25 protein-coding genes are annotated in these 22,564 nt (G+C 57.0%); 18 read left to right on the forward strand and 7 right to left on the reverse strand.

The genetic code is table 11. From position 1 onward, the window contains the following. Positions 1-121: 121 nt before the first annotated feature. Positions 122-754, reverse strand: a complete 633-nt coding sequence (locus ACR0J4_RS20560) for a tyrosine-type recombinase/integrase (RefSeq protein ID WP_093037018.1) — start codon at positions 752-754, stop codon at positions 122-124. A 523-nt stretch (positions 755-1,277) separates the two neighbouring features. Between ACR0J4_RS20560 and ACR0J4_RS20565 the strand changes: the two genes are divergently transcribed. The 4 genes from ACR0J4_RS20565 to ACR0J4_RS20580 are packed head-to-tail and all read left to right on the forward strand — an operon-like array spanning position 1,278 to position 5,195. Beyond that, the gene (locus tag ACR0J4_RS20565; RefSeq protein WP_170602122.1) at positions 1,278-2,333 is read left to right on the forward strand and encodes an ABC transporter substrate-binding protein; all 1,056 of its coding nucleotides are present in this window, start codon (positions 1,278-1,280) and stop codon (positions 2,331-2,333) included. Positions 2,334-2,393: 60 nt separating this feature from the next. Next, positions 2,394-3,482 (forward strand): ABC transporter ATP-binding protein, encoded by a 1,089-nt coding sequence (locus ACR0J4_RS20570; RefSeq protein ID WP_170417835.1) that lies wholly within the window; start codon positions 2,394-2,396, stop codon positions 3,480-3,482. Continuing rightward, positions 3,479-4,381: an ABC transporter permease gene (locus ACR0J4_RS20575; protein ID WP_170417832.1), complete on the forward strand. Its 903-nt coding sequence runs from the start codon at positions 3,479-3,481 to the stop codon at positions 4,379-4,381. Before ACR0J4_RS20570 ends, ACR0J4_RS20575 begins: the two co-directional genes overlap by 4 nt. 10 nt (positions 4,382-4,391) lie before the next feature. After that, positions 4,392-5,195 (forward strand): ABC transporter permease, encoded by an 804-nt coding sequence (locus tag ACR0J4_RS20580; RefSeq protein WP_170417829.1) that lies wholly within the window; start codon positions 4,392-4,394, stop codon positions 5,193-5,195. Between the two features lie 8 nt (positions 5,196-5,203). Here ACR0J4_RS20580 and ACR0J4_RS20585 read toward each other — a convergent pair whose 3' ends face one another. Beyond that, positions 5,204-5,911, reverse strand: coding sequence for an IclR family transcriptional regulator (locus tag ACR0J4_RS20585; RefSeq protein ID WP_170417827.1), 708 nt, complete (start codon positions 5,909-5,911; stop codon positions 5,204-5,206). A gap of 178 nt (positions 5,912-6,089) precedes the next feature. On the opposite strand from ACR0J4_RS20585, the gene ACR0J4_RS20590 reads away from it, so the two are divergent. From ACR0J4_RS20590 to ACR0J4_RS20625, 8 genes are read left to right on the forward strand one after another with little or no spacing between them, the layout of a single operon-like run. Further along, positions 6,090-6,767 carry an arginase family protein gene (locus ACR0J4_RS20590; protein ID WP_170474326.1) on the forward strand — a complete coding sequence of 226 codons (678 nt, stop codon included), beginning with the start codon at positions 6,090-6,092 and terminating at the stop codon, positions 6,765-6,767. Then, positions 6,760-7,434, forward strand: a complete 675-nt coding sequence (locus tag ACR0J4_RS20595) for a hypothetical protein (RefSeq protein WP_170417821.1) — start codon at positions 6,760-6,762, stop codon at positions 7,432-7,434. Before ACR0J4_RS20590 ends, ACR0J4_RS20595 begins: the two co-directional genes overlap by 8 nt. Next, positions 7,434-8,309 (forward strand): arginase family protein, encoded by an 876-nt coding sequence (locus ACR0J4_RS20600; protein WP_170417818.1) that lies wholly within the window; start codon positions 7,434-7,436, stop codon positions 8,307-8,309. The genes ACR0J4_RS20595 and ACR0J4_RS20600 overlap by 1 nt, the downstream gene beginning before the upstream one ends. After that, positions 8,306-9,316, forward strand: coding sequence for an agmatinase family protein (locus tag ACR0J4_RS20605; RefSeq protein WP_170417815.1), 1,011 nt, complete (start codon positions 8,306-8,308; stop codon positions 9,314-9,316). Before ACR0J4_RS20600 ends, ACR0J4_RS20605 begins: the two co-directional genes overlap by 4 nt. Further along, the gene (locus ACR0J4_RS20610) at positions 9,313-10,008 is read left to right on the forward strand and encodes a hypothetical protein (protein WP_170417812.1); all 696 of its coding nucleotides are present in this window, start codon (positions 9,313-9,315) and stop codon (positions 10,006-10,008) included. Before ACR0J4_RS20605 ends, ACR0J4_RS20610 begins: the two co-directional genes overlap by 4 nt. Beyond that, positions 10,005-11,450, forward strand: a complete 1,446-nt coding sequence (locus tag ACR0J4_RS20615) for an aldehyde dehydrogenase family protein (RefSeq protein WP_170417809.1) — start codon at positions 10,005-10,007, stop codon at positions 11,448-11,450. The genes ACR0J4_RS20610 and ACR0J4_RS20615 overlap by 4 nt, the downstream gene beginning before the upstream one ends. Continuing rightward, positions 11,450-12,646 carry a CaiB/BaiF CoA transferase family protein gene (locus ACR0J4_RS20620; RefSeq protein WP_170417806.1) on the forward strand — a complete coding sequence of 399 codons (1,197 nt, stop codon included), beginning with the start codon at positions 11,450-11,452 and terminating at the stop codon, positions 12,644-12,646. Before ACR0J4_RS20615 ends, ACR0J4_RS20620 begins: the two co-directional genes overlap by 1 nt. Then, the gene (locus tag ACR0J4_RS20625; RefSeq protein ID WP_170417803.1) at positions 12,643-13,470 is read left to right on the forward strand and encodes a citryl-CoA lyase; all 828 of its coding nucleotides are present in this window, start codon (positions 12,643-12,645) and stop codon (positions 13,468-13,470) included. Before ACR0J4_RS20620 ends, ACR0J4_RS20625 begins: the two co-directional genes overlap by 4 nt. A gap of 464 nt (positions 13,471-13,934) precedes the next feature. Here the strand turns inward: ACR0J4_RS20625 and ACR0J4_RS20630 are convergent, their stop codons facing one another. Next, on the reverse strand, positions 13,935-14,846 hold the full coding sequence (locus tag ACR0J4_RS20630; protein ID WP_170417800.1) for a homocysteine S-methyltransferase family protein: 912 nt from the start codon (positions 14,844-14,846) through the stop codon (positions 13,935-13,937). An 84-nt stretch (positions 14,847-14,930) separates the two neighbouring features. On the opposite strand from ACR0J4_RS20630, the gene ACR0J4_RS20635 reads away from it, so the two are divergent. Continuing rightward, positions 14,931-15,230, forward strand: a complete 300-nt coding sequence (locus ACR0J4_RS20635) for an MBL fold metallo-hydrolase (protein WP_170417797.1) — start codon at positions 14,931-14,933, stop codon at positions 15,228-15,230. Between the two features lie 482 nt (positions 15,231-15,712). On the opposite strand, the gene ACR0J4_RS20640 is transcribed toward ACR0J4_RS20635, so the two are convergent. From ACR0J4_RS20640 to ACR0J4_RS20655, 4 genes are all read right to left on the reverse strand, one after another. Continuing rightward, the gene (locus ACR0J4_RS20640; protein WP_174819503.1) at positions 15,713-17,119 is read right to left on the reverse strand and encodes a DUF7986 domain-containing protein; all 1,407 of its coding nucleotides are present in this window, start codon (positions 17,117-17,119) and stop codon (positions 15,713-15,715) included. Between the two features lie 115 nt (positions 17,120-17,234). Further along, positions 17,235-17,345, reverse strand: coding sequence for a DUF6429 family protein (locus ACR0J4_RS20645; RefSeq protein ID WP_371732129.1), 111 nt, complete (start codon positions 17,343-17,345; stop codon positions 17,235-17,237). 185 nt (positions 17,346-17,530) lie between these two features. Further along, positions 17,531-17,782, reverse strand: coding sequence for an SH3 domain-containing protein (locus ACR0J4_RS20650; RefSeq protein ID WP_408015525.1), 252 nt, complete (start codon positions 17,780-17,782; stop codon positions 17,531-17,533). 153 nt (positions 17,783-17,935) lie between these two features. Continuing rightward, complete coding sequence (locus tag ACR0J4_RS20655) at positions 17,936-18,328, reverse strand: GFA family protein (protein ID WP_152460663.1); 393 nt, start codon at positions 18,326-18,328, stop codon at positions 17,936-17,938. A 251-nt stretch (positions 18,329-18,579) separates the two neighbouring features. Here ACR0J4_RS20655 and ACR0J4_RS20660 point away from each other — a divergent pair, with 251 nt between their 5' ends. From ACR0J4_RS20660 to ACR0J4_RS20680, 5 genes are all read left to right on the forward strand, one after another. After that, positions 18,580-18,831, forward strand: a complete 252-nt coding sequence (locus ACR0J4_RS20660) for a WGR domain-containing protein (RefSeq protein ID WP_170418006.1) — start codon at positions 18,580-18,582, stop codon at positions 18,829-18,831. A gap of 527 nt (positions 18,832-19,358) precedes the next feature. Then, entirely contained in the window at positions 19,359-19,763 is a 405-nt protein-coding gene (locus ACR0J4_RS20665; RefSeq protein ID WP_152460664.1) for a DUF3768 domain-containing protein, read from the forward strand. A 218-nt stretch (positions 19,764-19,981) separates the two neighbouring features. Beyond that, positions 19,982-21,847, forward strand: a complete 1,866-nt coding sequence (locus ACR0J4_RS20670; RefSeq protein WP_170417794.1) for a ParB/RepB/Spo0J family partition protein — start codon at positions 19,982-19,984, stop codon at positions 21,845-21,847. A 115-nt stretch (positions 21,848-21,962) separates the two neighbouring features. After that, entirely contained in the window at positions 21,963-22,256 is a 294-nt protein-coding gene (locus tag ACR0J4_RS20675; RefSeq protein WP_170417791.1) for a type II toxin-antitoxin system RelE/ParE family toxin, read from the forward strand. Positions 22,257-22,261: 5 nt separating this feature from the next. Next, positions 22,262-22,552, forward strand: a complete 291-nt coding sequence (locus ACR0J4_RS20680) for an addiction module antidote protein (RefSeq protein WP_152460667.1) — start codon at positions 22,262-22,264, stop codon at positions 22,550-22,552. The last annotated feature ends 12 nt before the right edge of the window (positions 22,553-22,564 follow it).

Consider the following 22,564-nt stretch of genomic DNA (forward strand, 5'->3'; position numbering starts at 1 on the left):
ACTTTAAAGCGATGTCCTTGCCTGCTCCGCAAGAAGACCGTCGCTCTGGGCTCCTCGTCGCTGTTCGCCGCAGATTTCGCCAAGGTCTTGTTTGGGCCGTCCGCGAAGACGGCCCAAGTTGTTAGATTTCAATGGCCTCTGCGATCGCAAGCGCATCTTCCAGCTCAACACCGAGATACCGGACGGTGCTGTCCATCTTGGTGTGCCCAAGTAGCAGCTGGACCGCCCGCAGGTTGCCGGTCTTCTTGTAGATCTGTGTGACTTTTGTCCTCCGCATCGAATGCGTTCCGTATGCACTGGCCTCCAGACCGATCGACGTGACCCAATCCCGGACGATCCGGGCGTACTGGCGTGTCGAGATGTGCAAGCGTTCATGGAAACGACCCGGCCATAGGTACTCCGAGCCGACCATGAGCTCATCTTCCATCCACTTTTCAACCGAGGCGCGTGTGCCTTCGGAGATTTCAAAACGAACCGGCTTCTGCGTTTTGCTTTGCAACACCGAAGCTCGTTCCTTGATCTGGCCGGACGCCATCACGTCGACGACTTTCATCTTCACGAGATCGCAGCCACGCAGTTTGCTGTCGATTGCCATATTGAACAGCGCCAGGTCCCGATGGTTCTCGGCGAGTTCAAGTCGAACACGGATTGCCCAGACGTGTTTTGGTTTCAGTGGCCGTTTTTGCCCAACGATGCGCCCTTTGTTCCAAGCCGGGCGAAGCGCACGAATGGCCGGTAAGTTTGGTGTTTCCATGACTGATCCTCCGATCCGCCATGCCCTCCCACAACGACAACCTGACGTTGACGATGCCTCCATATCACGGGATGCTGCGTCGCATCCGAGGTCGGGGCTGAGCCCAAATTGACCAATTCTGTCGTCAGGATCAATTGGCGCATACTGTCAAGAAGCTGCCACTCAAATTCGCGGATCAACGCAAAGCGAGTGAGAGTTTGCGGTCCGCACGTTCCACCAAATGCTTCAATCGGTGGCAGTTAACTTCGGGTCAGACGAAGATCGCTTCAGACGCCATATGTGCAAGATCGAACCCAGATGAATGCTGCACCAATGCGCGAATTGCGAGATTTTCCAGGCTCTGATGCTCAGGAAACGGGAGTGTGAATCCTACGGGGCAAAAGAATCCTTGACCAATTCCAACATCAGCTCTAGTAAAACTGAAATGACGTTTTGCTAGATGAAACGATTGCGAATGATTATGTGGAGCCGCGCATGTCGCGAAGCCACAAACCAACCAACAGTTCGGGAGGAGCCTGACATGATGAAAGATAACCAAAAACTGAAGCTCACCACGGCGCTAGTGGCAGGTGGCCTGGCCATTGCTTCGCCTGCCTTTGCCGAGGGAGAGGTCGTGTTTGCGTCCTGGGGAGGCTCGTTTCAGGATGCCTTGCGCTCAGCCATGCTGGAACCTGCCGCTGGTGCGCTGAATATCACTGTCAAGGAAGATACGACAAACGGCATTCAGGACGTGCGCGCGCAGATCACGGCGGGTGCCGTTGCATGGGACGTTACAGAACAGGATTTGCCTTCGTGTGAAACCCTGAGCCGGGAAGGCAGCCTTGAGCCGATCGACTATTCGATTGTTGACACCACAGGCATTCCGAAAGAGCTGATCCATGACAATTACATCGGCTTCATCAACTTCACCAAGGTGATTGCCTATCGCAAGGATGCATTTGGCGACAATGGCCCGTCCAATTGGGCAGAGTTCTGGGATCTGGAAAACTTCCCCGGCAAGCGCGGTATGCACGGCAAGGTGAACTATAACCTCGAAGCCGCGCTCATGGCGGATGGTGTGCCGATGGCCGAGATCTATGACACGTTGGCCACGAATGAGGGCAAGGCGCGCGCATGGGACAAGCTGGGTGAGATTGCCCCCGAAGTTACCGTTTGGTATCGCGGCGGGTCGCAATCGGCGCAGTTGCTGCGTGACGGCGAAGTGGACGTGATCCATATGGGCCATAACCGCGTAGAAAGCGTGATCGCGTCGGGCATTGATGTGGCCTATGCCTTTGATGGCGGCACGATGGACGTGGACTGCTTGTTGGTTCCCAAGGGGGCTCCGAATAAAGACAACGCGATGCGCCTTATCAACGAATTGCTGAGCGCCGAAGCACAGGCGAGGCTGGCGGTGACCATGCCGTTGGGTCCGGTGAATTCGGGTGCCTTCGGCACCGGGATAATCTCGGATGAGATGGCAGTGAAGGTCAACACACATCCCGACAACTATGGCAAGCAGCTTCTGGTCGATCCGAACTTTTACATCGGCCAGCTGGGCGAGTTGACCGAAGAGTTTGACACGCTGATCCAACAGTAAAAAATATCTGGGCGCGGCACATCTTGTGCTGCGCCCATTTTTGTCAGGTTAGGAGCCCCCATGTCACCTGCAGCCCACTCCCTTCCCATCGATATATCCAACCTGTGCAAGGCCTACGGATCGGTCAAAGCGCTGAATGACGTGTCTTTGAACATCGCCGCGGGCGAGTTCCTGACATTGCTGGGGCCATCAGGCTCCGGCAAGACGACGCTTTTGATGGCGCTGGCCGGATTTGTGCGTCCTGATGGCGGGTCGATCCGGTTTGGCGAACAGGAAATGATTGCAACGCCGCCCCACAAGCGCGGCCTTGGCATGGTGTTCCAAAGCTATGCGTTGTTTCCGTTCATGACGGTCGCAGAAAACGTGGCTTATCCGTTGAAAATTCGCGGGGTGTCCAAAAGCGATCAGAAGGCCCGCGCCGAGCGCGCGCTGGAGACCGTGCAGCTGGGCGGTTATGGCGACCGGCGCATCACGCAATTATCCGGGGGACAAAGACAGCGCGTGGCCCTTGCCCGCGCCATGGTTTTTGAGCCGCAGATCATTCTGATGGATGAGCCGTTGTCAGCGCTCGACAAGAAGTTGCGCGAACATATGCAAATCGAATTGAAGGCGCTGCATGAAAAGCTGGATGCAACTGTCGTTTACGTGACCCATGACCAGCGCGAAGCCCTGACGATGTCGGACCGGATTGCAGTGGTCAATCATGGGCGGATCGAACAGATCGCGACGCCTGAGCGGCTCTATCGCCAGCCGCATAGTTTCTTTGTGGCGGATTTTATCGGGGAATCCATTTCCCTGCCGGTTAGTGTAGCGAATGACACGGCGCAGCTTGGCGAGCGCGTTCTGAAATCCAATACGCCTATTGCGCTGGGCAGCGGAGGCCATCGTCTGATCATCCGGCCCGAGTTGCTGGAAGTCACAGCAGGCGCGGTGCCAGACGCCGCCAATGACCTGTCCGGCCAAGTGCATGACATCATTTATCAGGGCGACAGCGTTCTAGTGATCGTTCAGCACGACAGCGCTGGTCAGATCAATGTGCGTGTGCCTGCCAATCGCGCGGGCCAAACCGGGTTGCCGTCGAAGGGAGAGCAAATCGGCCTTGCCCTGCATCCCGAAGATACGATCATCGTACCGGAACATGTGGCATGAGTATCGCCGAGACGTATGAAGGTGCTGGGACTCTTCAGAATGCCAGCACGCTCAAATCCGAAGAACGCCGCGAAAAACTGACGTTTCTTGGGCTTTCGATGCCTGCGGTTTTGACGATCTTGATCGTCGTCTTCCTGCCGATTTTCTGGCTGTCTTCGCTGTCGTTTTTCAATGCGGCAGGCGAACTGAGCACGGAAAATTACACGCGCATCTTTAGTAGTGCTCTCTATCGGCGAACCTTTGTCGTCACGTTTCAGATCAGCATTGCCGTGACGGTGATTTGCGTCCTTCTCGGCTACCCGCTGTGCTACTGGCTGACAAAGATGCCGAACAAAACAGCGGCCATTCTGATGGTGTTTGTGCTGGTCCCCTTCTGGACCTCGGTTCTGGTGCGGACCTATGCGTGGCTGGTGCTTTTGCAGCGCAATGGGATCATCAATTCGTCGCTGATGTCACTTGGCATTATCGAAGAACCGCTGCAACTGGCGCACAATCTGACCGGCTCCATCATTGGCATGGTGCATATCATGCTGCCTTTTTTGGTTCTGCCGCTCTACGCCACTATGCGCAATATTGACGGCGACCTGGTCCGAGCCGCCGTGGGCCTTGGTTCCAGCCCGCGCGGGGCCTTTTGGCGGGTATTTTTCCCAATGTCCCTGCCGGGCCTTTTTGCCGGCATCGTGCTGGTTTTCATCCTGTCGCTTGGGTTCTTTGTCACACCGGCTTTGCTGGGCGGTGGCCGGGTTCAGATGCTGGCGCAGCGTATCGAAAGCACCATCACAGTCTATTCGAACTGGGGGGCCGCATCAGCCCTGGGCGTGGTCCTGCTGTTGCTGGCGCTGGCGATGATCTGGCTGATGAACCGTGTCTTCGGGCTCGACAAACTGTTTATGCGCTGAGGATCTGAAAATGGAACAAGTCGGACAACGTAAAATCGACGGCCTGTGGCTGACAGTGGTCGGCATTGCTGTGCTGTTCTTTCTCATCCTGCCCACGCTGATCGTTATCCCGATGTCGTTTTCGGGGGCATCCTATCTGGAATTCCCGCCGACATCGCTCTCGTTTCGCTGGTACGTGGCCTATGTCACGTCGCCGGAATGGATGAGCGCAACAAAGACCTCGCTGATCGCGGCGGCGCTGACCACGGCAATCGCGACGCCCCTGGGCTCACTTTGTGCCTATGGTCTGCATTGCTCTGCGCCTCGTATCAGGAGCGCGGCTCAAATCCTTGTGATCATGCCGATTGTCGTGCCAGTGATCCTGATCGCTGTTGGAGTGTTCAGCCTCTATGCCAAGCTGGGGCTCAATTACACACTGACCGGGATCGTGATCGCCCATACTGCGCTGGCGCTGCCATTCGTGATCGTGACGGTGATGTCGGGATTGCAGAATTATGATTTCGATCAGGAGCTTGCAGCGCGCAGCTTAGGGGCGTCCCGTGCATACGCATTGTGGACAATCACCGTACCGCAGGTGAAATTCTCGATCCAGACAGGGGCTTTTCTGGCATTTATCACGTCGCTGGACGAGGTTGTGATCTCGATGCTGGTCTCGGGCGGGGAAAACGCCACAATCACCCGGCGCATGTTCAATTCACTGCGTGATCAGCTTGATCCGACAATCGCGGCGATCTCGACCTGTCTGATTGTCGTGTCCATCACGGCGCTTATCGGTGTGCAGATGATCGGGCGTCGGAAAGACAAGGCACAATGATGCGGGTCTTATTTTTCGCCAAACTCCACCCGAATCTGGCGGGCGGCATCAAGGACCGCCGCGCGATACTTTTCGACGGCTGTGTCATTGAAGCGGACGCGCAGGCCGGACAAGCTGATCGCGCCCAGCAATTCATCTTCGAACCCAAGAACAGGAACCGACAGTCCGGCGACGTCAGGATCGCGTTCACCAAGGCTGAGATAATACCCGGCCTTTCGGATGCTGGCCGCCTGTTTTCCCTGCCGGATGGAATAAGCATCCAGCACCTGACCCGAAGAGCCCATGCTCAGCGGAATGATCTCGCCCTCCTGAACGTGATCCCGCGCAAGCCTTGGCGAATTGACCCGGTAGAGGCACACGCCAGAGTTGCCGCGTTGCACATAAAACGACGCACTTTCGCCGGTCGCATTCACCAAATTCGCAAGCACCGGTCGCACAATTGGCCCCATCCGCAGGTTTTGGCGAAACACGGATCCAAGACGCCACAAAGACGGCCCGAGGTGAAACAGACCCTCGGCGTCTCGCGTAATATGACCAAACTTTTCAAGCGACACGCTCAGACGCAGAATTGTCGCCTTGTTGACCCCGCTGCGGTCCGCAACCTCCTTCAAAGAGAGGCCTGCATCGCCCGGCTCAAAGATGTCCAGCACACGCAATGCGCGCTCTACCGCTTCGACACCACCATTGGCGTCAGGGGATCGGGGCTTGTCGGGCATAGGCAGACCTTTCGACGCAAATCCGTCGCTTTTTATAGCCGGTTTGAGCGCAATTGGAAATCGCAAATAACGAAGGCGTCTGGCAATGAATAGCGCGCGGAAACAAATGATAACAGCTGGTTATGCGGACCTTCCTTTTGGCATTCATTCGCAATGTAAGGCTGATTGTGTTGGGGTTATGGGCGTTCCGAGCGAAGTTAACACCGGGCCCCGATCCGGCACCTCTCTGGCACCCGATGCGCTGCGCAAAATGACTGCCCAACTTGGGATCGGACTGCCTGTAGATGGTCGGGATCTTGGCAATCTGGACCTGTCAGGGGATTGGCCTGCCGCGTTGGAACAACTTGTGACGCAAATGGTGGATCACGGTGTTGTACCCGTTGTCTTGGGTGGCGCGTCTGATGTCGCCTCGGGTGTGCTGGGGGCCTTGCCTGATCTGCCAGTTGTCGCGGCCATGCCGTTGGCCCGGCGTGATATCGCGACGCGAACAGCCAACACGATCTGGGTGGGATTGAACGGCGATCAACCTGCTGGTGTCTGGGATCTGATCAGCCAGCGCAAGATGGATTGGCGCACCGCGCGGCAGTTGGATGAAGGGCACGGCGACTATTCTGACACGCCCGAGCGCGCTGTCTTGTGGATCGACATATCGGTCATTGATCTGGGGCATGCAGCTGGCAGCGTCGGCCTAAATCCCGGCGGGATGAAACCTGAAACGCTGGTTTCCGTCATTGGTGCCATGTCCTGTAAATGGCAGGCGATTGTGATCACCGGCCTTGCGCCTGCGCGCGACACCAGGGGAATGTCGGAACTGGCGGCGATCGAAACCCTGAACGCGGCGTTGCACAATGAGTGAAGCGGCGCAAATACAGTTTGACGCGATCCCCAGTTTTCTGGGCGCATCCATTGGCGATCTGGAAGATCTCGTGCCCGGTCAGGTCGCGATTGCAGGCTATTTTTGTGACAATCTCGCCCGGCCATCGGCAGGGCAACGCTATCTCGCGCGCCAGCTTCGGTATGCGTCCTGCCCCACAGTAACACCCGCGAATGCAATTGACCTTGGGGACGTGAACGTCTTTCCGCTAGAACCTGACAAGCATTTTCTCGCAGTTGCCTCGCAATGTGAATCGGTTCTTGAAACCGGTGCCCGCATGGTGTTGGTAGGCGGCGATTCCAGCGGTTTGGAAGCGCTTGACGTCGCCGCAAGACAGGTCACAGGTGCGGATGTTCCCATCATTGGGGTCAATGGCGGCGCAGTGAGCCATTTGCCCCGCACCCAACCGGTCATCCTGTCTGTGGATTTACAAGAGCTTGCGGGCAAATGGGTATCGCACCCGCATCGCCTGACGGGAATGTCACCAGCACAAATGATCGCGCAAATTGACGCCACCCCGGGCGATACCATCGCGGCTGCGGTTTTTGGGCTTGCCCCGGAACTGGACAACCGTGGCAAGGCTGAAACCCGCGCTGCACTGGCGATCCTGCAAGCGGTCACAGCTCGTCTTGAGAAAGGAGCAGGCTGATGCCTCTACGTTCGGCCCCGTTGCCGCGCATGGCAGGGCATCTGTCGTTCATGCGCTCTCAGACCAAAGCAATCGGCGACGTCCGGTCTGGAGATCTGGCCGTACTGGGCATCCCGTTTGAAGATACAAACGCACCTCATGCAGGGCAATCTCTGGCGCCGCGTGCATTACGCGAAACCTCGGTCTATTTCGGTTGGCACGCAAATCCACAATTCAGTCACCCCGTAGATATCGATGCGCGTCAGGATATCAGTACCGATGGCCTGCACGAGCGGCTTTGTGATCTCGGAGATATTGCACCGGGGTCCGAAGATGCGATCCACGCGGCCTTGAAGGCGGCCATGCGTCAGATCAGCGACAATGGCGCCTGTGCAATCTTTTTGGGCGGATCAGATCGCATGTCCGAGACGGCGCGGAGCGCGCTCCCTCATTGTCAGACAGTGCAGCTTGGCGGTACACCAGCCGATGCGCGCGATTTTCATATTGCGCCCTTGCCGAACGGAACGACCACGCCGGTAAATAGAGATACTGCCGCGCAGCGTGCCGCGTTTTCAGAGTGGCGGGATCCATCAAAGCCGTTGTTTGTTCGGTTTGATCTCTCGGTGTTTGAAACATCGCTCAGTGCGCTTTGTGATCGGCCCCGTTTGGGGGGCTGCGATCTTGCGACGGTGGTGCAATGGCTTGAGCTTTTGGGACGGCACGAGGTCAGCGCCATTATGTTGACCGGTCTGAATCCGAACCGTCCCGGAATGGGTGTCGTGAAGGTTGGCCAACGCCTGATGGTCACGGCTCTTCTGGCGTTTATCTATGCGCGCCTCGGCTTTGGGATTGATTTTCCGCGCCGCCAAACTTCCAAGGAAAAAGTACTGACATGACTGCAGCGATAACGACATTTCTCCCGCCTCTGGCACAACCGGGGTATCGGCTGTTTGATGGGCCTCTGCTCGATGCCGCCGACGTCCGTCCGGGCCAAATCGGTGTGGTGGGTATGCCCAGCGATTGGACACATTCAAGCCGGCTCGGAACCAGGTTTGGTCCCGAGGCGCTGCGTAAGGCAACGACGGTATTGCAATCCATGCGACCGCAGGGGGTCAGTTTTGATCCAGATACGGGCCAAAGAAGCGCAACGGCCAGCGACTGGCTCGTGGATTGCGGGGATGCAGTGATCACCCCTGAGGATGTAGACGCAACCACCGAGGCCATTGCCGCAATGACCGAGGCGCTGAGCGTTGGAGGGGCGATCCCTCTGGCACTGGGCGGTGATCACTATAATAGCTTCCCGGCCTGCCTTGGCTATTCCCGTGGGTTGGCCAAACGCGCACCAAATGCACGTTTTGGGTATATCCAGATCGACGGTCATCTGGATTTCTCTGACCGGCTTGGCGCGTGGGGCAGCCATAACCACGCAACCAATGCCCGTCGGATTTCCGAACTGCCCAATGTCGACGTGTCCAATATGGTTTGGGTCGGGATCACCGGTTGGGTCGACAGCGGTGAACTCGCCTTGATCGAAGAGCAGGGCGGTCGGGTGTTTTCGGCTGGCGACGTACATAAATTGGGGACGGCAGAGGCAATTCGTCAGGCGTTGGAGCATGCCATGAAGGGATGTGACGAACTGTATCTGTCAATCGACATCGATGCGATGGACGCTGGCTACCTCCCCGGCACCGGCTCAATCGTTCATAGCGGTATTACACCGCGTCAGTATTACGATCTGCTGGATGGGCTGGCCGAGGCCCCGTTGGGTGGACTGGATATTGTTGAGGTGTCCCCTCCTCTTGATCCGTCGGAGCGTACCGAATTTCTGGCTGCAGAAATGTTGTTCCGGATCCTGCGTCGCTTCCGCACACAACCTGTGACCGGGGCGGTGACAGAGCAATGATGGACTACAAAGGAACAGAGCAGCTGGGTGGGTTTTCCCATGCAGGAAAAACACTTGCGCCCGCGACACGGCCCTGGATCACAGACCTGTCAGCGCTTTGCCCTTACGAGGGCCTGCAACCCGGGAACCTACCGGAATTTGAACGCGACCCGAATTGGGACAACTGGGCGCTCACCGACAGTCCCAAAGACCCGAACCTGCGCCTGAACTGGCATCTATTTGAGGACGGTGGAAGAAGATTGATGGTCGCCGACCGGATGCTTATGAGCCGCGTCAGCTGGCAGGATCTGGATGATGCGGGGTATGTCCATGGCACAGAGCTGTCGATTGATGGACGCCTGTTTCGCTGCCGGTTGCTTACGGGGGGGGATACGCCCTGTAGTGACCCTTTTCAGGGGGCGACGCGCCCCAATGAATGGGATGCGCTGGTGGGGGGCAGCGGGGCGTTGAACGCTCCGCAACCGGACCCGGCCAATAGTACAGCACCGCTTTGCCCGGATCATCTGACCTCGCCTCATAACCGTTTGTGGAACTGGTTCGGCGCGGTCAGCTGGACCGCCGAACCGGTTGCCAGACGGGCCGATGGGCGGGTGTGCAGGGGCTATCATGGCCCGACCTATTTTTACGTGAATACTGTGGACCACCGGCATGAAGATATCGGGTGGCGACCAGTTCTTGAGGAAGCGCTATGACTGCAAACCCCTTTGCCAACTTTATCGCCGGATCATGGGTTGCTAGCAGCGACGCGGCCCCCAATGTCAACCCGTCCGACCTGAACGACACGATCGGCGAGTATGCCCGGGCAAGCGCCGATCAAACGGTTGACGCAATCGAGGCCGCGGCCGCGGCCCTGCCGAATTGGCGCAAGACATCGCCTCTGGTCCGGTTCGAAGCGCTCGACCGGATCGGGTCGGAAATCCTCGCCCGTGTAGACGAGCTGGGCGATATGCTGGCCCGCGAAGAGGGCAAAACCTTGCCCGAAGCCAAGGCCGAAGCGCATCGCGCCGGGCATTTGTTCAAATATTTCGCGGCTGAGGCGTATCGTGCGACCGGCGACACCTACCAATCTCTGCGCGAAGGTGTGTCGCTAAATGTTGTACGCGAGCCAATCGGCGTTGTGGGCGTAATCACGCCCTGGAATTTCCCACTGGCGATCCCCGCATGGAAAATCGCACCCGCTCTGGCCTATGGCAATACGGTTGTGTTCAAACCTGCCGAACTGGTGCCCGGATCGGCATGGATGTTGTCCGATATTATTGCCCGTGCGGGCGTGCCTGAGGGGGTGTTCAACCTTGTGATGGGAAAAGGCCGTGAGGTTGGGGAGGCAATCGTTACGCACCCCAAGGTGTCCGGGGTCACATTCACCGGTTCCACACCCGTCGGTCGCCATATGGGGGCGGCGCTGTTTGCGCGAGGAGCGAAAATGCAGCTGGAGATGGGGGGGAAGAACCCCTTGATCGTGCTGGATGACGCCGATCTGGATCTGGCGGTGCACTGCGCCGTTCAGGGCAGCTTTTTCTCAACCGGACAACGCTGCACAGCGTCTTCCCGCCTGATTGTGACCGAGGGCATTCACGACGCATTTGTTGACCGTCTTTGCGCGGCAATGAAAGACCTTCGGATCGGTGATGCGCGCGCTCCGGAAACCCAGATTGGTCCGGTCGCCAGTGAAGCGCAGCTCGCCATCGACAAACGATACGTGTCTCAGGCTGTGGATGACGGTGCAACGCTTGCCGCAGGTGGTGGCGAGGTCAAATCCAAAACAACCGGCCATTACTTTGCGCCTGCGTTGTTTACGGATGTGTCACCCGACGCAGCCGTGGCACGAGACGAAATCTTTGGGCCCATCGCCGCCGTGTTACGCGTGCCGGATTACGACGCCGCCCTGGCCACGTCCAACGACTGCGAATTTGGATTGTCCGCAGGAATTGTCACGCGGGATCCCGCCAAAATCGATCACTTCTCGCAGAACGCCGAAGCAGGCATGATACAAGTCAATCTGCCCACCGCCGGCATGGATTTCCACGCACCCTTTACGGGCCGAAAGGGATCCTCTTATGGTGCACCGGAAAAAGGCAGCTATTGCCGCGAGTTTTTCACGGCGGCCAAGGTTGTACACGCGGGGCGCGGATAATGTCGCAGACACCTTTGAAGGGCATTCGTGTTCTTGATCTGACCAATGTCCTTGCCGGTCCGTTCTGTTGTCATCATCTGGCGCATCTGGGCGGCGAGGTTATCAAGGTCGAAGCCGTCGGTCGGGGCGATCTCGCCCGCCAACTGGGGGCCGACCCAGAGCTGAACAAAGTCAACATGGGCGTGTCCTTTCTCGCCCAGAACGCGGGCAAGAAATCGGTCACGGTCAACCTCAAGAACCCACGGGGTCGAGAGATTTTTCTGAAACTGGTCGAAACTGCAGATGTCGTGGTTGAAAACTTCCGGCCCGGCGTCATGACGCGCCTCGGCGTGGGCTACCAGACCCTGAAAGAGGCCAATCCGACCCTCATCTATTGTGCTATCTCCGGCTTTGGCCAAGAGGGCCCGTGGATACGCCGCCCGGCTTATGACCAGATCATACAGGGAACCTCGGGTGTGATGTCGATCACCGGGGATAGCGACAGCGCGCCGCTGCGCGTTGGATATCCGGTGGCAGACACTGTGGGGGGCATCACCGCAGCCTTTGCGATTTCATCTGCTCTGAACGCCAATCCGCGCGGCACCTTTATTGATGTGTCGATGCTGGAATCGGTGCTGGCGACAATGGGCTGGGTGGTGTCGAACTATCTGATCGCCGGCGTCAATCCGACTGCCAATGGCAATGAAAACCCCACTTCGGCGCCTTCCGGTGCGTTTGAAGCGAAGGGCGGGTTGATCAACATTGCCGCAAACAAAGACCAGCAATGGGAGCTACTGACGGACCACCTGGGATTGGCCGCGCTGCGCGAGCGGCCTGAATATGCCACGCGCGAGGATCGCAAACGCAATAGGCTGGCTCTGAAAACTGAGCTGGAGACCGTGTTGAAGACCCGGTCACCGCGCGACTGGGCCAAGGAACTCAATAGCATTGGTGTGCCATCAGGAGCGGTTTTGACAGTGCCGGAAGTATTGGAAATGCCGCAGGTTGCAGACCGCGGTTTCCTCGACCAGTTTGAAAACGTCCCCGGCGTCGGACGCGACATTCAGGTTGCCACGACCGGGATCAAATTGGACGGCAGCGCGCCCACCGTCGATGCACCACCGCCCACATTGGGGCAGCACAACTCTCAAATCTGGAGCGAGTTAGGTCTTTCACCGGAAGACATTGAAAAACTGGCAAAGGATGGCGCGATATGACGGACCCCGCAGGACGCAATGACGCCGATGCCATTTGCCACTGGTGGCGCACCGAAATTATCGACATGGCTCCGGGGCGGATCGCCTTTCGCGGCCACCCGATCCAGGACCTGATCGGAAACGTCAGCTTTGCTCAGATGATCTGGCTCATGGTGCGCGGCAATTTGCCCACGCCAGAACAGGCGGCGCTTTTTGAATGCGCGCTGGTGGCGGGCGTGGATCATGGTCCGCAGGCGCCATCGATAGCCGCAGCGCGTATGGCCGCGACCTGTGGGCTGGGGCTCAACAACGTCATGGCCACCGGGGTCAACATGTTGGGTGACGTGCATGGCGGCGCCGGTGAACAATGCGCCGAGCTTTATTTCGACGTCGCCAAACGGATGGATGACGGCGCTGAACAGGAAGTTGCCGTCCGCGACGGTATCGCCGCCTGGTGTGAGGAAAATGGCAAGATCGTCTCGGGTTTTGGCCACCGTTTCCACAAGCCCGTCGATCCCCGCGCACCGCGATTGATGGCGTTGGTACGCGAGGCCGCGATGTCAGGCACTGTAGAAGGGCGATTTGCCGATATCGGTGAAGCTATACAGACGGAAATCGGACGTAAGCGCGGTGCCGATATCGCGATGAATATCGATGGGGCCACGGCTGTTATCTTTTGCGAATTGGGGTTCCCGGCACCGCTTTCCCGGGGATTGTTCTGTCTTTCCCGCTCGGTTGGCGTCTTGTCTCATGGCTGGGAACAGATTCAACAGGGCGGGCGGAACAAGGGGCCAATGCCGCCGCGTTATCTGCCGGAATATATTGGTGTCAAATCGGAGCGCTAACCCGATGACCATTGATGGTGCGAACGCCTAAATTCACACCGAACTTGGCATTGAAGCGCCACTGGCGTGTGGACTGTTTTGCCGGTCTCGGTCATTGGGCATCCCCCCCTAGAAGCAGACCCAACATGTTAGTCTGAACAAAGATTCACTTCTTTGGTGTTGTCTTTGAAGGTATTTCAATCCAGGCGAGAATCGATACATTTTCACGCTTGTTCTGACGTCAGCGAAGCGCACCGAGCTGCCATCGCGACAAGCGCGGCGAATTCACACTTGGTCCGCGATGCGTGAGTTTGTCGATCGCTGGATTTCGCAGTCGCAGCTAAAGTCCGGTCTGGTGGGCCGCACCGCAGCGATGCGCGCCCTCGGTCAACGGCAGCAAAGGGCCGATCTCCTAACAAGTTGTGGAAAGAAATTACGGGATCACCTTAGATCTCAGCGTTATCGCTCAGATTGAACCAAGTTGGCTATGCTAGTTCGCTGATCATCGATTTCAGATGGCGCATGTCGGTACCGCAGCATCCTCCAAATACTTGGATCGACGGATTCTGCCTCGCAATCGCGGCAATCTGTTTACCAAGTTCAGCTGGATCGCCTTCGTCCAGCTCATCTGCTTCGTCAAGTTCCGCATGCGAGCAACTCGAAGCGTTCGCCACAAGGCCTCTCAGCCGGGGGTGGTTGCCAAGCGCTCCGGCGAAATGGGTAGGGTGAGCGCAGTTGACCATAAAAAACAGCGCCGCCGAGTCGGTTGCTGCGTCGATCTGGTCAATTCCGTCCACAAGTTTGGTCCCGTCTGCCAGGCACCCGTCTGTCTCAACAACCAGAGACATGATGATCGGCAGTTCAGCGTCCCGGGCGGCGAGGATGCATCCCGCTGCCTCGCTTGGGCGGTTGAATGTATAAGCGGTGACCAGATCGAGGCTTGTGTCTTTCAGGCTGTGCATTTGAGCGGCGTGGTATTGACGTGCATCTTCGACGGGTACCGGCGGGATGTCGGCGTAAGGATCATGGCGCGGGCCGATGCAGGCCGACACCAGTACATCATCGCGAGCGGCAGCTTGGCGCACGTCTTCCATTAGACTGACCGCATCTTTGTTTACTTCGGCGAGCCGCTCTGCATCGTACCCCAAGGGCGCTGCCCGGTCGGCGTTCGCCATCCATGTGGGCGCATCAAGGATGCATCCGACATTCATTTCACGGGCCAGATCGACAAGAGCCTGCATTTGACCGGCCAGTATCACCCTGGTGCCAGGTTCTTCCAGCAATGGAAACGACGCGAAACCGGGAAGCTCAATTCCATGATTGAAAATCAGGTCGGTGCCAGTGCCGGCGTAAACCAGAAAGGGCTTGTTACCTTCGAGTGGGAGCTGTCGCGCCATTCTGATCCACGCCTATTGCCGTTACCTCTACACAAGAAACCTACTTTGTCTCGGGCCTCCTGTGAACCTTAGGACTGCGACAGGGTGTATTCCGTCACTCTGATCCCCACGCCAGGCCAAACACCAGGTCATGTCTCGGTCGAAATCACCAGTGGCGACCGGCGCGCTCTGATTACAGGTGATGCAATCCATACAACCGCCCAGTGCTGGCATCCCGAGTGGCATTTTATGTTTGATTCCGATGCTGAGATGGCCGTGACATCCCGTCGGAAACTGTTGGAAAGCGCCTCGGAAACGGGATGTATTGTGCTGGGAAACCACTTCGCTTTGCCGTCTATTGGTCGGGTGAAGGCGGACAACGACGCGTTTCGCTGGGAGGACTAGCCCAGGTTGTATTTTGATGTGCGCGGGTCTGTTGTGGGATGGCGGCTGACGTGAAAGTTCGACGCGCCGCGCAGCTTACAGGCAATGATCGGCGAAACTAAATCTCGAACCCATTGGGCTATGTCACATTCCCTTGAATTCTTGTTTCACAAGCTTTCTCTCTTCACCATTTTGTGAAAGCCTGAAGCAGTTATGAGTGACAGAGTGTGCAATTTTCAGAAAACAGTGGTTCTTTCTGAACTCCAATCAGCTCTCTTGGACGGAATTTGTGATCACTGCGAGGTGACAAGTTCGGAACTGGCCAAGAGTGGAGAGGTGCTGGAAATATGTGGACAAGAGTACTGTTTCGATTATGAAACCGGTGTGTCCACGGAGACTGAAATTTTGTTGTGCCCCAGCTGTCACGAGGCAAACCATCTGGACGCGCAGCGACAGCATAACCCTTGCCACATCTCTGCAAGACGCAGCCGGGAAAACATGGGTTAGTCGATGGGTTCAGGAGGCGAAGCTTTGGAACGGTTTTTGCAAGAACCATCGCTGGTCCAATTTCGGTAGTCTGACAGACCAAGCTCGTCCCACATCCAGCCGAAATCATACTCAGCCACCGGAGAGCCGGTCTGGCGCGCGCTGCGGTTTTCGATTGTCTTCAGCCAGTCTATGACTTTCTTCCTGCCCGCCGTGCTGCGAACGGCCTGGCGCGGGGTCTTGCCATCCAGGGCAGGAATCGGCTGGTCAAGCGTATCGCGGTAATGCTGTTCGAGATATTCGTGGGCCATCTGACGGGCAAGGGCACGGGGGATGTCCTCTTCTTCTGCCACTCCGTTACTCGTGCTGTCATCCGCCATCATCTGTTCGGCGGTCTGGATTGATGTCAGCGGAGATTTCACCAGGTCGCCCAGGAGGTCCCGGACCAGGGCTTCGCCGCGTTCAGCGCGCGCTGTAGAGCTCACAGAAAGTGTGAGTGTCCGACCTTTCAGATCTAGGGACCCAAGCACGGAGGCCCCTGACATTGATTTGTCCAACACGAGGCCGGTGCCGTGCTTGGTGCCGGACGGGGTGTCGAGGTCAAGCCAGGTCCAATCCTTCTGGCCTGAGATCACGAGTTCTGCGGACTGTGTTAGCTTTTCAGATACCTGGCTTTGCGTCACTTTGCTGGCGAGGGGGAAGCGCATGTCGTGAAAGAGCAGGTTGTCGCCATCGCTGTTGCTGATTTGTGGTGGTTCCGGATCCAGTAGGTTCGGCAGATGTGCGAAGAGCCAGGCATTGGTGAAGAGGGGTGCGGAACGGTGTAGCTGATCCTGTGTCAGCCTCAGTTCAACGTCGGGGTTCAATTTCAACACGGAGCGGAGCCCGTCTTCAAAAAACGCGACGGTGTCGGGGTCGAATGGGAGCAGCGCCCCCGAGATCACGTTATAATCCCCCTGTGCGACAACCCGAGCTGCGATGCGATCCCATCGCTGCAGCATCTGCGTCGCGCTGTGTTCCCGGACGGTAACCGGCTCTGCGTCCGAAAGCATGTTGCGCAAGACCATGGATCTGCCGGGGTCTACCTCGCTCACCTCATAAAGGCTGACCGACGCGTCCCGCAATCCTTTGATATAGGCGCGGGTCTGCGCACTCTCCTTGGAACCGCTCCCTTTCAGATAAGCATCCGCAGCGTTTTCGGCGTCCGCTCCGAATGTCCTGCCCAGCAAATCTTCCAGGCCACCACCCCACAGGACCATCGGCCAATCCTCGCCCAGCAAGTCGCCCAGATCCTCGAACTCAAGATCGAAGGCCTCGAGCGCTGGCAGAAAATGCTCGTCCAACACATCAGCGAGCCGCTCATGCCAAATCTCGTCACGGGTGATAAACCCGATGAGCCCACCAAGATCGTTCCCCGTTGTCATCTTCAGCTTCTCCCTGTTTGCCGGACAGGGGCGATTTAGCGCAGATTGCAACCGCCAGCCAGCCCACACGCGTATGCAGACCTGCGTTACATGGAGGGACTTGTCATGGCGAATGCTATGTCTTTGGCTCCCGCCCAAAAAGCTCTGTGAAAAGCTTTTCGGAGCGGCGCAGGCCTTCATCGGTCAGTACCACCGATTTTGCCTTTCCAACCGGGTCCAGGATCAATCCGTTACGGTGCAGGCGATCAAGCGCTCCCCAGTCAAAGCCTTAGGGCCGTCCTGAACCCAGCGAATTCGGGGATGTTGCGAGCCGCTTCGACGACGGGTGTGAGCCCAACTAGTGGATTCGTCAGGGCGTTTCCGCCGGTATTCTATGATTGCTAAAAGATGGTGGTGCTGATCGCTGTCGTATTAGATTTTCCGCAAATATGCCCAAGAGACGTATCCCTTAAGCTTGCGCGCGCGCTCCAAAGAGACGCGGCACCAACGGGTGCCACCGGTCTGCTCACAGCCGTGAACTCGTAGTGCGGTTCCATTTGGAAGACCAACGATCACATTGAACCCTGTTCCAGGCCCACTGCGCATTTTTAGCATGTCACCGTCTTCGACGCCAAAAACCTCATATGTTCCGAGTGACGCGGCCGCCGCCGGTTTAACGTCCATGACGACCCCCAGGAACAAAGCCATTAGGGGTAAAAAGATTGCATTGCGCATCGCGATGTCCTGCTTATTGCCTCAACGACAATCGTAGCAACTCGGGTCACCAAGAGGAACAACTCCAAGACAGAAATGTAGGTGATACCAAAGCTTCAAACGCTACATTTCTTCCAAATGGTGGGGAACCCTGGCCCAGTTGGGGGCATCTTTCACAAAAACCTTGCTCGTTGGCTTGAAGTTGTTTGGCTCATCCAATGTCCCAGCCGCAATGCTCGTCAATCCGAAGGCTGTCACGCCCCACAGGCCTGATCCGCAGGTGCCACAAAAATGCTTGATGACAGGTCGACCTTCCTTTGAGGTCTTCTCAAAGGTCCGTGGTTTGCCTTTCAGCAGCTGCAGGTCTTCCGACTTTATCATGTACCCGGCATAACCGTCCGTTCCGGTCATCGATAGGCAATCACTGCAAAAACACATGAGTTGCATTACTGCGCTGCCAGTGACCTGGTATCGAACCTCACCGCAAAAACATCCGCCTTCCAAGATTTCAGCCACGTTGCCTTCATCCTTCTATTTCGTTTTGCAAGATATGAGAAAACCGTACCTACTCTGGCCAGTGGTCACAACGGTTCCAGCAGCGGAATGTGGAATGGTGCCAATATGAGCTCCTGTACCTGGATGGGTACGAGGCAAGCATCAGACAGATTGAGTTGTCGAATGTTTTCATCACGGTTCTGAATCCTTGCCAATTGACTGTTCCAGCAAAGTCATTGGACAGACGAGCTTTATTGATCGACAATCGCGTCATGGAGCTGACAGACACCACACCTGTGCACCTGATCCATGTGGACCCTGAGATCAACATGGCGCGGTTCTATGGCATCGAGTTGCAGCCGACGTTGTTTGGGGAGGTTTCAGTGCTTCGTACCTGGGGGCGTATTGGCACGAACGGGCAAGCCATGATGGTGACGTATGATGACGAAGCCCTGGCTAGTGAAGCGCTCCACAATCTCGAAAAGCAAAAGCTCCGTCGAGGGTATGTTCCGGTCGGTGAGTGACTTCGGGCTGCAGTCTGTTTCTGTGGCAAATCCCGAGCCTTTCGGCTCGTGAGCAGGCTCTAGGTTTCAGCCGACGTATCGGCTTCCACCCAGAACACCCCAGAATGATCTCCCTGTCCCAGTAGCCCCTGACCCGTCTCTTGCGAGCCGGGGCAGGGGCTTTGGGTCATGGTCGGTCCATGCCGTGGTGATCTGCCCATTCGGGTGACGGTCCCTTTTGCGCTCACGCAGGATCAGAGATCCTTTGTCCTTTCCTTGTGGGTCAGGCGGGATTTGGACAAGCCAAACGCTACCTTCCGTAAGGGGGAAGGCGCGGCCTCCCCCCTCGGACAAGACAAATAGACAATACCGTGTCCTCGCGCGCCTGCGCTGCGGGCCGCACCACTCTTGTCGATTGGTCCTGTCTCGCCCCTCTCCGCGTTCGCCACGGGGCAGGTTTTAGAGACGACGCCCTTTCAGGGCTCGGCTCAAAACCAGCACCAAAGGGGATCAACCCCAGAGGTCGCACCACAAAAGGAGAGACGGTTTTGGACATTGAAAAGACAAAAGACATCGACACTGACACCAGCCTGCAGGCGGCAGAGATTGCGACCCAGAATGACCTATTTCGGAAAGCGCTGATCGATCCGACTGCGGCAATCGAGATGCATTCTAAGGGAATTCAGGGTCAGGTATTTGTCACGCCCGGCGTGTCAGGTGAAGGGATGGAGTTCCAGACTGCAGCTTTGGCAGCGGTGGCGTCGGATGACCAGTTTGACGAGGGCAATGACCCCTATGGCGATCACACCTTTGGGGCGGTGACAGTCCGTGACCAGAAGCTGTTCTGGAAGATCGATCTTTACGACACGGACTACACGTATGGGTCCGACCGGCCGTTTGACACGTCAGTGACGCGCCGCGTTCTGACCATCATGTGCCCCAGCGAATACTGATCTCAATCCCAAACCGGAAAGGAGGTGAACACCATGAGCAATGAAATCTTGCAGCAACGTATCGCAGAAGCGTGGGCGCTAATCAGGAAGGGCGACAATTTCCACATCGCGCGCCGCTTCCTGATCCAACACGCAGCCATCTAAACGGCTCCGCTCTACCCCGGAAGGGGTAGGGCACCCTTAACACGATCTCAAACACTCAAACAAGGATTTGCCCCATGAGCAAAGTCGAAACATTCACCGCACCGGAAACCATCGAAACCGTATCCCTGTCCGATCTCTACCTGTCTGACATCAACCCACGACAGGAGGTTGGTGAGGAAGGTATTGCACTTCTGGCCGACAGTTTGGTTATGTGTGGCTTGATCCAGAACCTCAGCGGGTTGCGCGATACCGATGGCAAAGTCGCAATCGTTGCCGGTGGTCGCCGCCTACGGGCTCTGAACATCGCCGTGACTGAGCGCGCTGATCTGGCACAGGTTCCCGTTAAGGTCACGGACAATCCCTTCGTGGCTGAGCAATGGGCCAATGCGGAGAACACCGCCCGTGAAGAACTGGACCCTGTGGACGAGGTCCGTGCTTATGGCAAAATGGCCGAGAAATCTCTGTCTATTGCCAAGATCAGCAATGCGTTTGGCGTGACCGAATCCCATGTGCGCCGCCGCCTCGCGCTTGCCAGTCTGCCCGCCGCCGTTCTGGATGCGCTCAAAGCCGGTGAGATCAGCATGGGGCTGGCCAAGGCCATGACCGTCAGCACCGAAGAAGAGAAAATTCTGGAGGTTCTGGAACGGGCCAAAGAATGTCGGTGGTTCAGTGAGCATGATGTCAAACAGGCACTGACGTCGGAGGCTGTTAGCAGCACTAGCCGCAAGGCCGTATTTGTCGGGCAGAAGGCTTATGTTGAGGCGGGCGGCACCGTCACCGCTGATCTGTTTGCCGATGAAACCCTATTCAATGAAGGCGCGTTACTGGATCGTCTGTTTGCCGAGAAACTGGCGGTAGAAGCGGAAAAACTGCGCGACGCGGAAGGCTGGGACTGGGTGGACACCCATGAGGAAAGCTACATTCCCTATGGGTTCTCGGGTACGAAAGACATGCACCGTTTGGACATGGTGAGCCGGGACTTCACCGAAGGACAGGCCGAACGGTATGACGAACTTGCCGAACTCTATGAGGGTGAGGCTCTGGACGCGGATGGTGAAAAGGAGCTGGCCGCGCTTGAGGACTATACGGCGCCGTTCTATTCTGACGCGCAGCGCAAGCTGTCCGGCGTGTTTGTCTATGTCACCAACAATGGCGAGATCAAAACATCCCCGGCCTATGTCGCGGCGGAACATGTTCAGGCTGCCATTGAGGCTGGTGTTCTGGCCCCGGTCAAAGAACCGGAGATCAAGGAAGAACCAAAACCAGTTTATTCGCAGAAGTTCATCGACGACATGGTGGCGATCCGGCTGGCAGCGGTTCAAACGGCCCTGCTGGACAAGCCTGATTATGTGTTGAGCCTGTTTGCTTTCTTTGCCACCCCGGCCTCCGGTCTGAGCAGCAATCTGTTTGGGTTTGGCTATGGTGGTGCCGAGCGGAACACACCCGAGATCGATGACCAGTTCATCCTCGACCCGCGTCTTGGCGGAGAACGGGATGAAGCGGCACAGGCAGCCTATGACCAGTTCCACGAGATTGCCGCACAAGGCAGCGTGGAAGCGTTCAAAGCGTTTCGCGATCTGGGCAAGAAGACCCGCAATGGTGAGATCACGGGTTTTCTGGCCCGGCGGTTTCTGACCCAACGCCCGGAGTTCATGGCGGAGATCGAGGCTGAGATCGAGGCTGACATGCGCGCGATCTGGACCCCTTCGGCTGAAAACTGCTTCAAGCGTCTGAAAGGCTGGCAGCTGGATGATCTCTACAAAGACCTGCTGGACCTGCACATCGACGCCGACATGTTCAAAGCCTTCGCGAAATCCAAAAAGGGTGCCAAGAACGAGGCGCTGCACAAGCTCTTCAATGATCCAGAGCATCAAAAGGCACTGGGCGTGACCGAGGCACAGAAAGCCCGGATCGATGCATGGGTGCCGGATTGCTTCTGAAACTGGCAGGGCAGGGCGCAACGCGCCCTGCTTTTCAGCAATGATTTTTGATTTTAGTTCAATGGTATAGGTTGTTTTGACTTGAAAGGTTGTAGCCTGTAGGCTACATATAGGTATGATAGAAATTCGTAAGACGGACCTGTTCGACAAGTGGCTCAAGGGCCTGAAGGACCAAAGGGCGAGAGCCAGGATCTTGGTTCGCATCACGCGGTTGAGCCTGGGCAATCCCGGTGATGTGAAACCGGTTGGTGAAGGTGTGAGTGAACTGCGTATCTCCGAAGGGAAGGGGTATCGCGTTTACTATGTGTCGCGCGGTGACGTTTTGATCGTTTTGCTGTGCGGGGGAGACAAGTCATCCCAGCAAGCCGACATCAAAACCGCCAAGGCGATGGCAAGAGAGTTGGAGTGAAAAACATGGGTGTCAAAACAACGAAGTTTGAAGCGGCTGACTATCTGGACAGCCCGGAAGCCATTCAAGCCTATCTTGAAGCGGCTTTTGAAACCAGCGACACGGCGCTGATCGCGTCGGCACTTGGCGATGTTGCCAAGGCCAAAGGTATGTCGAGTGTGGCCGACAAATCTGGTCTGTCTCGGGAAAGCCTCTACCGCGCACTTAGCGAAAATGGCAATCCCGAGTTTGGCACGGTGCTGAAAGTGCTGAGCGCTGTGGGTGTGACGCTCACCCCGAAAATGCACGTGAATTAACCCACTTTAAAG

This window comes from Ruegeria sp. B10 (assembly GCF_056539825.1).

What these genes read in the sequence shown, in the direction of transcription:
- ACR0J4_RS20560 (WP_093037018.1), bottom strand. Translation starts at nt 754, where the DNA reads ATGGAAACACCAAACTTACCGGCCATTCGTGCGCTTCGCCCGGCTTGG.
- ACR0J4_RS20565 (WP_170602122.1), top strand. Translation starts at nt 1,278, where the DNA reads ATGAAAGATAACCAAAAACTGAAGCTCACCACGGCGCTAGTGGCAGGT.
- ACR0J4_RS20570 (WP_170417835.1), top strand. Translation starts at nt 2,394, where the DNA reads ATGTCACCTGCAGCCCACTCCCTTCCCATCGATATATCCAACCTGTGC.
- ACR0J4_RS20575 (WP_170417832.1), top strand. Translation starts at nt 3,479, where the DNA reads ATGAGTATCGCCGAGACGTATGAAGGTGCTGGGACTCTTCAGAATGCC.
- ACR0J4_RS20580 (WP_170417829.1), top strand. Translation starts at nt 4,392, where the DNA reads ATGGAACAAGTCGGACAACGTAAAATCGACGGCCTGTGGCTGACAGTG.
- ACR0J4_RS20585 (WP_170417827.1), bottom strand. Translation starts at nt 5,911, where the DNA reads ATGCCCGACAAGCCCCGATCCCCTGACGCCAATGGTGGTGTCGAAGCG.
- ACR0J4_RS20590 (WP_170474326.1), top strand. Translation starts at nt 6,090, where the DNA reads ATGGGCGTTCCGAGCGAAGTTAACACCGGGCCCCGATCCGGCACCTCT.
- ACR0J4_RS20595 (WP_170417821.1), top strand. Translation starts at nt 6,760, where the DNA reads ATGAGTGAAGCGGCGCAAATACAGTTTGACGCGATCCCCAGTTTTCTG.
- ACR0J4_RS20600 (WP_170417818.1), top strand. Translation starts at nt 7,434, where the DNA reads ATGCCTCTACGTTCGGCCCCGTTGCCGCGCATGGCAGGGCATCTGTCG.
- ACR0J4_RS20605 (WP_170417815.1), top strand. Translation starts at nt 8,306, where the DNA reads ATGACTGCAGCGATAACGACATTTCTCCCGCCTCTGGCACAACCGGGG.
- ACR0J4_RS20610 (WP_170417812.1), top strand. Translation starts at nt 9,313, where the DNA reads ATGATGGACTACAAAGGAACAGAGCAGCTGGGTGGGTTTTCCCATGCA.
- ACR0J4_RS20615 (WP_170417809.1), top strand. Translation starts at nt 10,005, where the DNA reads ATGACTGCAAACCCCTTTGCCAACTTTATCGCCGGATCATGGGTTGCT.
- ACR0J4_RS20620 (WP_170417806.1), top strand. Translation starts at nt 11,450, where the DNA reads ATGTCGCAGACACCTTTGAAGGGCATTCGTGTTCTTGATCTGACCAAT.
- ACR0J4_RS20625 (WP_170417803.1), top strand. Translation starts at nt 12,643, where the DNA reads ATGACGGACCCCGCAGGACGCAATGACGCCGATGCCATTTGCCACTGG.
- ACR0J4_RS20630 (WP_170417800.1), bottom strand. Translation starts at nt 14,846, where the DNA reads ATGGCGCGACAGCTCCCACTCGAAGGTAACAAGCCCTTTCTGGTTTAC.
- ACR0J4_RS20640 (WP_174819503.1), bottom strand. Translation starts at nt 17,119, where the DNA reads ATGACAACGGGGAACGATCTTGGTGGGCTCATCGGGTTTATCACCCGT.
- ACR0J4_RS20650 (WP_408015525.1), bottom strand. Translation starts at nt 17,782, where the DNA reads ATGGACGTTAAACCGGCGGCGGCCGCGTCACTCGGAACATATGAGGTT.
- ACR0J4_RS20660 (WP_170418006.1), top strand. Translation starts at nt 18,580, where the DNA reads ATGGAGCTGACAGACACCACACCTGTGCACCTGATCCATGTGGACCCT.
- ACR0J4_RS20670 (WP_170417794.1), top strand. Translation starts at nt 19,982, where the DNA reads ATGAGCAAAGTCGAAACATTCACCGCACCGGAAACCATCGAAACCGTA.
- ACR0J4_RS20675 (WP_170417791.1), top strand. Translation starts at nt 21,963, where the DNA reads ATGATAGAAATTCGTAAGACGGACCTGTTCGACAAGTGGCTCAAGGGC.
- ACR0J4_RS20680 (WP_152460667.1), top strand. Translation starts at nt 22,262, where the DNA reads ATGGGTGTCAAAACAACGAAGTTTGAAGCGGCTGACTATCTGGACAGC.